Source organism: Sphingobacterium tabacisoli (assembly GCF_017908035.1).
GTDB classification, from domain to species: Bacteria; Bacteroidota; Bacteroidia; order Sphingobacteriales; family Sphingobacteriaceae; genus Sphingobacterium; species Sphingobacterium tabacisoli.
Genome location: NZ_JAEQMU010000006.1, coordinates 341332 through 354076, shown reverse-complemented (window position 1 = coordinate 354076; position 12745 = coordinate 341332). Strand labels below are relative to the sequence as shown.

Annotated in this window: 8 protein-coding genes; 3 read left to right on the top strand and 5 right to left on the bottom strand. The window is 41.3% G+C overall.

All coding sequences use genetic code 11. The annotated features are described in order from the left end of the window. Positions 1-5: 5 nt before the first annotated feature. From JKG64_RS20210 to JKG64_RS20200, 3 genes are all read left to right on the top strand, one after another. The gene (locus JKG64_RS20210) at positions 6-1940 is read left to right on the top strand and encodes a protein-disulfide reductase DsbD domain-containing protein (protein WP_210356079.1); all 1935 of its coding nucleotides are present in this window, start codon (positions 6-8) and stop codon (positions 1938-1940) included. Between the two features lie 7 nt (positions 1941-1947). Beyond that, positions 1948-3105: a TlpA family protein disulfide reductase gene (locus JKG64_RS20205; protein WP_210356078.1), complete on the top strand. Its 1158-nt coding sequence runs from the start codon at positions 1948-1950 to the stop codon at positions 3103-3105. Between the two features lie 904 nt (positions 3106-4009). Next, on the top strand, positions 4010-4642 hold the full coding sequence (locus JKG64_RS20200; protein ID WP_210356077.1) for a hypothetical protein: 633 nt from the start codon (positions 4010-4012) through the stop codon (positions 4640-4642). 73 nt (positions 4643-4715) lie between these two features. Here the strand turns inward: JKG64_RS20200 and JKG64_RS20195 are convergent, their stop codons facing one another. The 5 genes from JKG64_RS20195 to JKG64_RS20175 all read right to left on the bottom strand — a co-directional run bounded on the left by JKG64_RS20195 (position 4716) and on the right by JKG64_RS20175 (position 12730). Beyond that, positions 4716-5669, bottom strand: coding sequence for a T9SS type B sorting domain-containing protein (locus JKG64_RS20195; protein WP_210356076.1), 954 nt, complete (start codon positions 5667-5669; stop codon positions 4716-4718). Positions 5670-5690: 21 nt separating this feature from the next. Next, the gene (locus JKG64_RS20190) at positions 5691-6782 is read right to left on the bottom strand and encodes a hypothetical protein (protein ID WP_210356075.1); all 1092 of its coding nucleotides are present in this window, start codon (positions 6780-6782) and stop codon (positions 5691-5693) included. A gap of 42 nt (positions 6783-6824) precedes the next feature. Next, positions 6825-9068 carry an immunoglobulin domain-containing protein gene (locus JKG64_RS20185; protein ID WP_210356074.1) on the bottom strand — a complete coding sequence of 748 codons (2244 nt, stop codon included), beginning with the start codon at positions 9066-9068 and terminating at the stop codon, positions 6825-6827. A gap of 284 nt (positions 9069-9352) precedes the next feature. Further along, positions 9353-11473: a carboxy terminal-processing peptidase gene (locus JKG64_RS20180; RefSeq protein WP_210356073.1), complete on the bottom strand. Its 2121-nt coding sequence runs from the start codon at positions 11471-11473 to the stop codon at positions 9353-9355. Between the two features lie 150 nt (positions 11474-11623). Further along, complete coding sequence (locus tag JKG64_RS20175) at positions 11624-12730, bottom strand: tetratricopeptide repeat protein (protein ID WP_210356072.1); 1107 nt, start codon at positions 12728-12730, stop codon at positions 11624-11626. Positions 12731-12745 lie beyond the last annotated feature (15 nt).

Here is a 12745-nt window from a genome sequence, read left to right as displayed (position 1 = left end):
TTCTCATGAATATTAGAAAGTGGATAGTTCTTATTGTCATACTACAATGTAGTCTGCTGTCGTTCGCGCAGAAAGGGGGAGCGCCCCTTTCCCTTCGCGTATTATATGTTGGCGGATCAGCCAATTGGGAGAAGGATGCATTTGCAAATGATGCTGACCGGGATAAAGATGTTCAAAGACGTAAAGCTAGTTTCGAGACGATGTTGAAACGCTATTTTACAGATGTGCATATCATTGATGCTGGAGATTATACGCAGGAGTTGTCCCGGCAGTACGATGTCACAGTGATGGATGGTACGCCCCAGCCTATTGCTAGCCGTCAAGTCATAAAGGACGACGCTGGTAATGTCACAAAGTATATTCCCGCAGCTTATCTGACCGAGGATTTTGATAGCCCAATGCTGTTCATTGGCGAGATGGGCGAAAAAATGGGGCGTTCGATAGGGCTTAAAATGGACTGGTATTGTCTTTGTCTGGATGCGCATGCACATCATTATCGTAAAGAGCACGCTATTTTTAAAGGACCTTTTAAGGTTAAAATAACCGAAGAGAAGTTGCCTACGCCAGAGGACGCGTTTCATTATGAGTACTTTTTAGGTAAAACTACACCAAAAGAGCTGAACATGTGGCGTGTCCAAACCAAAGGATATGTGACAGATAAGGGATTTCGTATTGGTATGGTAGCACGTCCTTGGGGATTTGAGGATTCGCCAGAGGCCGAATCTATTTCTAGTGGCGTATGTGCTAAGACCTTGGATGCAGTAGCAATCGGACGACATGGTAATTTCTTTCACTGGGGGTTTGCCGCATCTCCTGAATATCTAACCCAAGAAGCGCAGGTGGTATTAGCGAATGCCGTGGCCTATATTGCTACGTTCAAAGGCAAGCACGTTATCGCACGGAAATACCTGGACAGACGGGCCACCAAAGAGTATATCAAGGAAAAGAAATATTATGCTAGCCGAGAAGCTTATGAAGGATCTGTTAAGATGAACGAAGACTTTGATCAGAGAATGTTGGCAGAAAAAGCTAAAGCAGAAGCGAAACAGGCCAGCGGTCAAGAGGTAACGGCGGAGGATAAACGCTATCTAAGCTACACTGTGCAACCCAAAATGAGTTTTGAGGATTTTCTGAAAAAACATCAGACGGATCTTTTCGGACGGTTCGGTACAGATTCCGAGGCCTATGCGAAGTACTATGACGAAAATTTGGACTTCTTTTATTCTGAAGATGCCTCTTACAAGATTACTGTTGATGAAGATGTCAAGAGTCTTGGTATTCCTAATACCGATCCACGGCTGTTGGCGCAATGTATAACAATGCTGGAGAAAGGGATGGCCGTTGACAAAGCTAAACGTATTCTTGAGCGCTATACGCTGTTGCGGTTTGATTCTTCAAAAGACTGGCGTAATTGGTATGAGAAGAATAAGACAAAAATCTTCTTTACGCAGACTGGCGGTTTTTACTTTATGGTAGATACACAGGATAAAACAGAGCCAGCTAATAATTATAAAGCAAAGGAAGAGAAGAAAGACGTTTCTTACGACAAAGTGGTGGTTGGAGATACCGATCATGATAGGGCTGTAAATGCCGCCGTAGGTGTTGTCGAGCTCTCTCCCAGTAAAAAGGAAGTCGTTGTTAAGGTGAAAATTCACCCTGGATACCATATTTATGCATTCGTGTCGGATCAGGATCCTTATGTACAGACAGAAGTAGATGTGAAGGTATCGGGTAGTTATACAAAGAAGGGAGAGCTACGGCTCCCCTCTTTTAAGTATTTTAATAACAAGGGAACAACCATCTATGAGAATGAAATAGTGTTTATACAGGAAATAGAAGGAAGCGGAAGTGGAGCAATCGAGATTGAACTGTCTTATCAGTGCTGTGACTCGCAGATTTGCTTTCCTCCGGCAACCGAGAAATTGAAAATCGTAATCTAATCGTCAAATGGTAGGTAAATTAAAAATAATAGGACTTCTGTTAGGGTGTTTAATCCTTGTTCAAGAAGGATTCGCTCAAGCTAAGAAATATACAATCACATCGTCTATTAAAGATTTTGCAGATACTACCTATAGTCTCACTATCTGGAATGGGACATCTAATACGGTAAGCAAAACGGGAGGAGTAAAAAAAGGGCAGGTATTTTATGAGGACACGACTTCGGTGCCGTTAGTGATCCGGATGACTTTTCCTACTGAGCGTTTGTATAAAAGAGCTGATCGTGGCTATTACCCTGTAAAAAGTCAATCGGTTTGGTTGGTTGCTACACCCGGGAGTAAGATTCATTTAAAAGGACACCTTTCAGATTTTGCAGAGGTCTATCCAAGCGGAGATAAGGAAAACGAGGCGATCAGCAGGTTGAACAAGGTTTATCACCCTCTGATTAACAAATCTGTAAATATGACGATGCGCCTGGCAAAAGAACAGGATGATGTCGCTGTGTTGGAGCAACTGAAGAAGGAGCAAGAAGCCGTTGATCAGGAAGCTGTGTTGGGCATGACGGATTTTTTGAAGAATAATGCTTCTTCGATTGCGGGGCTGTATTATATGAACGATATGTTATTACGTAAAGTCATTTCTGTAGAAATGGTGGATTCGCTTCTGCCGACCATCAAGAAACCTTATCAGGAGACTGCATTTTATCATACGTTAGTACAAAGAATCGAGGGTAATAAATTTGCGGTGGGCAAATCTATTTTTACAATAAAATCTTCGAATACCTACGATGGAAAACGATTTGATTCGGAAGCGTGGAAGGGTAAGTTTTACCTTATTGATTTTTGGGGTTCGTGGTGTGGTCCTTGTATGGCAGATGTGCCAGCATTAAAAAAGATGAGAGATGCTTTTCCAGAGCAACTTGAGGTGCTGGGTATAGCTTCGGACAAGGAGGCTGGCTGGCGTAAAGCAATAGAGCAGCATGAATTGAATTGGACTCAGATCTTAAGTGCAACGGGAGATCAGGATTTTGTTACGCGACTGAATGTTACGGGGTTCCCGACCAAGATCCTAGTTGACCCTCAAGGAAACATAGTCTACCGCAGTACAGGAGGAGGAGAGACTTCTTTTGATAGTATGAGCGAGATTATAAAAGCATATAAGAAGTAGTGATAAATCTGTTATAGAAAAAAGAGGTCTCAGGAAGTAAATCCTGAGACCTCTTTTTCTAATAACCTAGACTTTTTATCGGATTTTGTAAATTAAAGTACCTCTACAGGTATCTGGTGCGCTTTTTACGTCGTAATCTTGCTGTAATGTTACGTAAGCTTATGTCGTATGTGGTTTATTGTCGGGAGAAAGCTCCCCCTTTTCGGTTGGATAGGATTGAATATTGTCTACTATCATCATATTTTAGCGTAATGGGATGAACGACTGCGTGTAATGGTTCTACTTTTCAACTGGATGGGACTACATGTTGTCGGATAACATCATCTTGCAGGGCAATTGTATAAGCTAGTATAAGGAGAGATTCTGCTTTAAACCTATTGTAATATGCCAGTTCTCCAGACTCTGGTTCTCTTCTTTTGCTTCGTTGTACTTTTCCTGTGTTGCTTTATACTATTGCTGGGTTTCTCTATACTATTGGTGTGTTCGTATACCCTAAGAACAGAAAAGTATGCACTTTTCCGCTTTAAGCATGTGCTGGGGAGCTATAACTAGGTATATTTCTACTTGTCGTAAATGCTTGCTGTAAGAAGGCATATGCTTCTGATGCAGTTCTTTAATCATTTCTTTCTTTTGTTGATCGCTCTCGCGGGAGCAACGTAACATTATAATAGGTTTACGTAACTATAGCATGCTTGGTTTTCCCTTTTAGCTATAAGTGCCTGCTCCTGTGCCGTAAGTAAACACTATCAGACGATATGGATATGGTTCTGGCTTTTCTTGATCTGCTTCTCTTGCTTTAATAGATACTTTTAGCTAATTTTAATAAGCTTCCGATGCGGAGCCTTTTACCTTTCCGCTAGAAGTATTTACCACTGTGTATTACCTGAATGCTTCTAATAAAAACATGAAATATCAACGCGCAAAGACAAGCTTCTACAGAACAAATGATAGTCACTTATTGGTGTTAGCAAGCGGTATCTTACGGGGAGTAGGTGATGTCGCGCTATTTCCAGATCCCACTCCCTCTTTAGCGGAGTTGAAAGTGGCAATAGCGGATTACGAAGATAAACTATATCATTCCTTGGGCGGAGGTGTATATCAGCGTGAGTTAAAAAGAGCTAGTAAAAGGGCATTGGCAGATACCTTACAGCAGCTGGCACATTATGTCAATAAGGTCTGTGATGGTAATCTAACACAGTTGTACCTTTCCGGCTTTCCGGTGTTTACAGGACGGAAGAAAGGAAGTAGCCCAGACACACCAGGTTTACCATCATTAAAGGACGGAAGAGTCAGTGGAGAGGTTTGTCTGTCTTTTGGTCCAGTCGGACGTGATATGCAATATGAATTTTGTATCTGCGAATCGACGGATAATCTTAGTAAGACTTTGGTTTGGGGAGAAATCCAGTATACGACCCGGTCATTTAAAAATTATATAAAAGGTTTTACAGCCGGACAACAGATCTATTTTAAAGTTCGTGCCCGTAATAAGCACGGTGTATCCGATTGGACAGATGCTGTTAAGTGGATAGTAAGATAAAGATTTTTTACGGCGGTATTTGCTTAATTAAGAGGCTGTACTGATTATGTGAGATCAGTATGATCTTTAAAGGTTAGTAGTATTGACTGCGAAGTATAGTTACGTATCCCTTATTAACGTGAGTCTGACCAGTTTCATCTTCGAATTTGAGGTAATAGAAATAGGTTCCATCATTCAATCCCTGCCCGTTCCAGTTATTATGGTAATTTTCAGCATGATACACTTCAAACCCAGATCGGTTGAAAACGCGTAATTCAGCTGTTTTGAATAATTCAAGACCTATAATCTCGAAGGTGTCATTTTTGCCATCACCATTCGGCGTGAAAACATTGGGGATAAAGAAATTGACTATTTTTATGGTTGCTTGTGATCGGTTGTTGTCGAGGTTGCTTTCCTTTTGCTTGGCGCTTACCTTAGTTATAGTCACAGCTTCGCCTGTCTGTACGCCTTTTAGTTGTATCCATTGACTAAGGGCTGCGTGAGCTTTCAACTCATCGATTTTCCAAATTAATCGACCGCTTTGGTTGTCAAAAGAAATGGATGTACCAGGTCCGGAGATGGCATCCACATAGACAAGCTGCTTGGGTATTTCGAATTCAACAATCAGTTCATTGGCGGTGTTGTCGCTATTGTTAAGTACTAGTAGCTGTTGATTGAAGGGTTGGTCTTTCCATATAGTTGTCTTGTCAGGAAGGTTGCGGATCTCGATGTCAACTAGCTTTTCTTCCTCTGTAGGGTCGAAGATAATTTCAACCGGATCAGAGACATCAGAATTGCAGTCTTCACCAAGGGCAATAACGGTATATATAGCGGCATCAGTTACGATGATACGCTGGTCGTGCGAACCATTTATAGGTTCACCATTTTTGAACCAGATGAAGGAGACCGCATGTGTGGCATCTGCACGCAGAGTTACCTTTTTACCTTTGATAATACGCAAGGTCTGTCCTTGTTGGGCCATAAGGCATCTTGGTGCCGCTAATAATAGCAGTACCAAAATGCTTAGGGTTAAGGACAGACGATGCATATATTGCGTATTATAGAGTTATTAGTCTGTTACTCCTTCAATAGTGATATGTGGTTTACCAGGAGCAGGGGTGACAAATATTTCGCTAGCTGTTGCTTGATTAGTACCTCCGACCCATCCGCGATAAAGTGCGTATGTACGTTTACGGGCCGCAGCTGTCTCAGCCCCGTCATATGTACGATCTTTTACGGTATATTCTACTTCTACAAAGAATTTATACTTTCCAACTTCTGCGATAGAGGGCGTCAAGCTGTTGCTGTTGCTTGTCACTAGATTTGTTGTAACGGGAGTTAGGCTACCTATATTTTCTAGTGTAGGTTCTGTGGGAAAAGTACCATCAGTCCCTGCTTTGACAGCATACCAATTATATTTTAATTCGAAGTTTCCTAGTGCAGGTGTTCCAGCATAATTGGTGTAATTAACATCCGCTTTTAGTACAACACTGGTTTGGCTAGCCGCATTTATTTCACAATATTGCAGGGGACCTGTCCCCGCATCTGCACGCTTGGCATCAACTGTTAATTGCGGAAGAACGAACACTACAAATGTTTCTGAGTATTGGATACAGGTTTCATTTAGAGTGGTTCCGGTTGGAACAATATATCCCTGCACTTTGAAATAATGATAGCCTTGTGTTAATCCTGTAACGGAGAGCTTATTGTCGTTGGCGGCTGTGTATTCTTTCAGCCAGCCATCTGTAGCATCAAGACCAGCGTTAAAAGCAGTTCCGTCTGTTGCCGCATTATTATCCTGTCCCATATAGGTCCAACGATAATGGGTGAAGTCCTGTTCTGACCTCGCTGGAGAGGGTGTGATTCCAGTAAAATCTTCCTTTCTGCTGGCGACGAGAGTTAATCCTGAACCGGGATTATTTGGGTTATAGAAAAGCACAGTATTCGCTTCTTCATACTGTTTTTTTGTTTGATTTGTGAAATTTGGGCTTGAAGCAGTAGCACTCAACCCTAATAATGTTCCCCTTTCGGTAGCATCGTGCGGAGATATAGGGCCAACTTTTAATGGACCTTTATCGATTGTTCCGGGAGTTGTTTGCCCAAAGGCGATACCTGTTGTAGATAAAAACACAGCTACGAGCCCTGTTTTAATTATTTTCATTGTTTTTTTCATAGGGGTTGTTTTTGAAGTTTGATAATATTTTTAGTTTATTACATTTGTTATGGTTACGTGTGGTTTGCCTGGATTTGGAATAACATTGACAGTGAGCGGTATTCTCTCCGATGGACCAAAATGACATCCATTTCGTTTGTGTTCTATGTAGTAGGTTCTTTTACCTGTACTAGTTGCAGTAAATGGTGTGTTATTTTCTATTCCTGGCCTATAGCTACTGGTATGTATAGGAATGCCTCCGGATATTTGCTCATACCATTCATAAGTAAGACAGGCGCGATTTAATCCGATATTCAACTGTTCTCCCTCACAAATAGTAATTTTAGAATTTGCGTCTGGATAGGTGTATAAATATGGTTTCCGTTTTATGTTGTATATAAGTAGCTGTCCTAATACATTAGCGGTTCCCCCATATCTTATCGAAATGCGATCATAAGGTTCCGTAGTTACTGTGAAGATTATATTTTCACCGTTTGAGCCCTTCAAAAGAGTTAATACCGTGCCCCCAAAGTCTAATGGTGCACCTACAGGTGTCGAGCCCAAGTAGCGCTGTATGACGAAGCCCCCGATAAGATTTAATACTTCCACGCCGCTCTGGACTTTGATAAATACAGAGTCTCCTGGCTGACTTATAGAGCTGAAAAGTACGTCTAACTTGGCGTAGGCTAATACACCAACTCCTGAGTTCATCACAGCATAGGTCGTTTCATCATTATCGATAGCATTATATGGGTTTTGTACATTAACCGTCACAGATGCAGCATTAAGAACACCTTTAAGGATTTCTGCGGAACCAGAAAGAACGTCGATAACATCGTTAGATGGACAAGTTGTTGTTGGCGCCTCGTACCAAGCATCGTATAATTTCATTGTCAAGCCAAGGGATAGTAGTCCAGACATCGATAGCGTAACTCCGTTTATTGTTGACGCTGGTGTAAACGAGTAGATAATTTCATTATCTCCCACAAGGAGATCAATAAGGCCACTTGAGATTGTCATACTACTACCTACATTCGTATTTCCATTTTTCGGTTGAAGAGATACAGTACTGGCCAGGCCAAGTAGTCCTTTGCCTACTCCCATTTTGACATAAACGGTTGTCCCAGCGGGTATGGCTTGGTTCCATCGAATGGTTTGGTCTGCTCCGCCAATAAGTCCCAAAATAGAGACAGAGGTTAATGTAGAATAGGTTTTAGGATCACCATCGTAAGCACCTCCTTTGTTTGTTACACTCGAAGTACCTCCGTCTATTGTTGCATATCTTCTCTCCTTTTGTCCGCATTCATTCTGAGGGTCATATACGTCAACAACGATTTGCTTTTGAGCAGTACAGTGTCCGTTGTTCATGCTTACGGTATAAACTGATGTTGCCGGACTATTTCGGGCTGGTATCTGAGTCAGTGGGTTCAATAAAGCATCCGTCCAAGAAGCAGTGCCACAGCTTGAGCAAGTCGCCGTGGGGAAAGCATGGCTAGTGTTAATAGGGATTCTGATATAGGTTTGGCTCAGTGCGATTTCTGGAATGGAATTGATAATGACCGAAAATGTTGGGGATACTTTTGCTGGATCATTAGTATTTGGATCGGTCATCTTGATTGTATAAGTTCCCGATGCTGTTATAAAATGTCCACTTGATATCGGTTGGTTTGTTGCTGTATTTATTATTTGATATCGTAGTAAATCTGGGGTCGAGTAATCTAGGATCTCGTTGATGCCTATTGATCCGCAACTGATAAAAGAGGTGTTCTTTAGGCTAAGGGGTAGTGTATATGGTTCTATGTAGGCATGATAGACTTCTCTATTCGATGTGCCTGTATTAATACTTAAAGCAACGGCATTAAATAGGTCGTTTGGTGTTATTGTTATAGTATTTCCTGCGATAGAAGGGAGTGTTGAGCTTTCGTTGCTGCCATCTACATCAAAGGAAGATGTAGCGTTTCTCCTAAATGTAGCGTTGAAGTTGTTTGTATTGTTTCCTGCTTTAATTTTGACGGCTATTCCGGTAGGAAGGTTTTTTCCAAAATGTAAAAATTTAAGTTGTAATTTCGCGCTACCTCCAAGTCCGCTTGCACTTAATATGACCGGTTCATCAGTAGCATTAGCCCCGATAGCTCGATGAGGATTCTGTACTGAAGAATTTCCTAGAATGCCACCCGTTGCAACCCCATACCCATCCGCATATAGCCGTGCCCGCTGCCCATACCCCACTTGAGTCAGGCAAAAAAGCAGGACAAGTATAATAATGTAACTATTATATGTGAGCATTCTTTTCATAGTGCTCTCCAAAAAAGTAAATGAAGCAGTTAATTATCTAAAATTCGTTTTTCAAATAGGTTGGAAATGTAGTCGTCTTTTACTTTTAGAGTTTTATTTCCATATCAAAAATATTAATTATTCTTTAGGAAATAAAATATTGAATTGTAGTTTTTACAAGTTTTTGCGTATTTTTTTCTGTAAAGTTCAATTTTACCATGTTAACACGCGATAAAATAGTCAATAAAAAAAGGCGGCATTTTTTGAAATGCCGCCTTTTTAGCGAATCTGTTTATAACAATTCTTTATTTTTTTACGAGTTGTACGTAGTCTTTCATTACTTTCATACTCTCATCCAAGATGAAGTCAAACTCTACTTTTGGTTGCGGTTGTCCTTCTTTCCAAAGAGGCATGTTGTTCAATTCGAGTAGCTTGTTGATGCGTGCTCGATTTTTAGCCTTATTGATATCGCGTTCTTTTTTCAGTTTATCCTGATTTAAGCTGATTTGAGCGATAGAGTCAGACTTCTTGAATTCTTCGATATCCTCCAGTAAGAACTTGTATTCTGGAGATTTATCCATACGTTTCATGTGGATATCCTGAAGCTGTTTTGTGGTGGTCTTAAGATCTGCAATTTTATTGAAAGCAGTTCCTTTGATCTGATCCCAAGGTAGAGCTGCAGGCTCAGAACTTTCACCGAATTTTTCAGAGACATACTGTGTAGGGAAGGTAATGTCGGCATCAACTCCTTTATGTTGCGTACTGCTTCCTGTGACACGGTAGAATTTACCGATCGTGACATTGATCTGTCCAAATTCAGGCGCTCCTGTAGGCGTATCAGCATCTTTGTCTGCACCAGCGGCTTTCAATAACAGTTTGTTTGTTGGACTGATAAAGCGTGACATCTGTACTGCAGACTGTACCGTTCCTTTTCCATACGATTTTGATCCTAATATTACCCCGCGTCCATAGTCTTGGATTGCTCCTGCAAAAATTTCAGAGGCTGAGGCCGAGAACCCATTGATGATAACACCAAAAGGACCTGTCCATATTGCTCCCGCGTCTTTATCTTGCTCTACCTCCACACGGTTGTTTGTGCTACGGACCTGTACTACAGGGCCTTTGTCGATAAATAGCCCAGTGAGTTCAATCGCTTCCTGTAGAGATCCACCACCGTTGTTGCGTAAGTCTAGGACTACTGCGTCTACATTTTCTTTGCTTAGTGAGTCTAAAATCAATCGTACATCACGTGTGGTACTTTTGTAGTTCGGATCACCTTTGCGATAGCCTTCAAAATCAATATAGAATTTTGGTAGATTGATGACACCGATACGATAATCTTTACCATCATCTCCTTTTACAGTTTTAATCACTTTTTTTGCCGATTCCTCTTCAAGTACAATTTTTTCTCTGGTCAATTTCACAATAGTGGGTTGAGCGGAGATGTCTTGTCCTGCAGGTAGGATTTTTAAACGGACAATTGTGCCTTTTGATCCTTTTATCTTGGCTACTGCGGCATCCAGTCTCCAGCCCACGATGTCTTCAAATTCACCGTCATTTCCTTGTGCGACTGCAATGATACGGTCGTCCATCTTTAGGGTTTTCTCTTTGAAGGCTGGTCCTCCTGCGATGATCTCTTTGATCGTGACCATTTCGTTCTCCATTTGTAAACGAGCACCTATTCCCTCTAGAGTATTGGACATGCCTTCGTTGAATGCTTGCGCAAATGAAGGGTTGTAATACGTTGTATGGGGATCAATAGCGTCCGTAAAAGAAGTCATGATCAGCTGAAATGCATCATTGGCATTTGTTTTCTTAGCTTGCGAAATCAAATTGTTATAGCGTTTGCGAAGAGTCTCTTTGTGTTTGTCATCTTCGTTTTTGCCTTCTGCAGTTGTCATTTTAAGGTTCAGCAAATCGAGCTTCACCCTTTTGCGCCATTGGTCTTTAAGCTCATTTTCAGATTTAAACCAATTCAGCTTTTCGCGATTGTTGGTGTAGTTCTCATCTTTATTGAAATCGTGAGCAACATCGACCTGTGTAAGTGCATACTCCATAGCGTCGAGATAGCGTTGCGAGTAAATGTTGAAGATATAAAAAGGTGCCGAAAGGTCTCCGTTTTTCATATCTTGGCTGATGTTGCTCTTGTATTTATTGATATCGTCGATATCTGATTGGAGCAGGTAGTTTTTCCCCTGGTCAACCATTTTTATCAGGTTGTTAAAAACGATGTTAGAGAGTGAATCACTCGGCGCAACTTTTTTATAACTGAAGTTTTCTAATATACCGACTACCTCTTTTGCGATTACCTCATGCTGTAAGGTCGGTTTGATCTTGATTCCTCCCTCTTCGAGCTGTACGCGTGGTTTTGAGCCACAGGCGACGACCGAAATCAATGCTAATCCAATTATTAAGTTTCTAAACATATAGACTGTTTTATTAATATTCATTGTCCAAAAAATAACGCAAAAATTGCTAAATGTTTTGCGAAGGCTAAAATTAGTTAAAAAAATAGACAAGCAGACATGCCTTTGCTGTAATAAATTCAGAAACAGCGCAAAAAGAGTGTAATTTTTCTAAAACAACTCTTTCCTGATTGTCCAATAGGTTGTCAGTTGCTTTTCCGCTTCGTCAATTTTGTTTTCCTGCAGGTTGATTCGGCCTAATTTTTCTACGATTGCTAACTGTAAGTATCGGTTGTCTTCTTTTTTTGCAAGTTCAAAAGCGGTATTGAGTTCTTTCTTAGAGATGCTCAGGTTATTCTGGATGTATTTTGACGAGGCCAGCATATACTCTATTTCCGCTAGGTCGTTTTTAAAGTCTTTGTCCATCGCTAAATCTCTGGCCTGGATTAAGAACCATTGGGCTTCAGTATGCTTGTTCTGCATTTGATAAATCTCTGCCAGGATAAGCCAGGCGATGGTTTTGCCTTCATATGATTTTGCCTTGTTGAAAAGAGGTACAGCCTTCCGGATGATTGTGTTCTCGGCCGACTTATAGTCTTTGTCGTAAGCTTGTATCAAAGCGATTTTGACGAGCGAGCCCGCTTGATCTACGATGCTCTTGTTCGTTACGGCTTGATTGTAGTAGGCTTCTTCATATGTTCCCGCTTCAATATAGTTTTTGTTGTATACCAGTAGGGAAGATAGGTTTGATTGTATCACTCCGACGTCTTGTGTATGTTGTTGTAGTATCGCCTGCTGTAGAGCAGATTCCAGAATGCCTACCGCCTGGCTGGTTTCTTTATGGAGTATCCTCATCTTGGCGTATTCGTTCAGAATTCCAGTGGTCATCGCGTAGTTTTTCTGATCGGTGTAGTCGGCGACTAGACTGTTCCATTCTGCAGTGGTTTTTGGAGCAGGTGTGAGGAGCTGTAAGACGTTTGCATTATTGGAAGTATTTTTCCATGCTTCAATCAATCTTAGGTATTGTAGTGCGCGCTGAATAGAATCCTGAAATCCCACAATCTCCATGTAGCTGTCCTGTAGCTGTTCTGCTCGACTGCGAGGCGGTGGTAGGAGATATACTTTTGGCCCAATCCCTTCAAATTCGGTATCGTATTTGAGTATATAGCCAGAAGGATCTGGAGTTTTTTGTTGGGCCAAGACTGGAGCCGCTATGAAAGTCCCCAATACGGAGATGGACAGAAAAGTCAGTTTTATAGCGTTATATGTTTTTGTCATTATTCAAACCTAATT

Coding starts and splice junctions, on each gene's coding strand:
- JKG64_RS20210 (WP_210356079.1), top strand. CDS start 6: ATGAATATTAGAAAGTGGATAGTTCTTATTGTCATACTACAATGTAGT.
- JKG64_RS20205 (WP_210356078.1), top strand. CDS start 1,948: ATGGTAGGTAAATTAAAAATAATAGGACTTCTGTTAGGGTGTTTAATC.
- JKG64_RS20200 (WP_210356077.1), top strand. CDS start 4,010: ATGAAATATCAACGCGCAAAGACAAGCTTCTACAGAACAAATGATAGT.
- JKG64_RS20195 (WP_210356076.1), bottom strand. CDS start 5,669: ATGCATCGTCTGTCCTTAACCCTAAGCATTTTGGTACTGCTATTATTA.
- JKG64_RS20190 (WP_210356075.1), bottom strand. CDS start 6,782: ATGAAAATAATTAAAACAGGGCTCGTAGCTGTGTTTTTATCTACAACA.
- JKG64_RS20185 (WP_210356074.1), bottom strand. CDS start 9,068: ATGAAAAGAATGCTCACATATAATAGTTACATTATTATACTTGTCCTG.
- JKG64_RS20180 (WP_210356073.1), bottom strand. CDS start 11,473: ATGTTTAGAAACTTAATAATTGGATTAGCATTGATTTCGGTCGTCGCC.
- JKG64_RS20175 (WP_210356072.1), bottom strand. CDS start 12,730: ATGACAAAAACATATAACGCTATAAAACTGACTTTTCTGTCCATCTCC.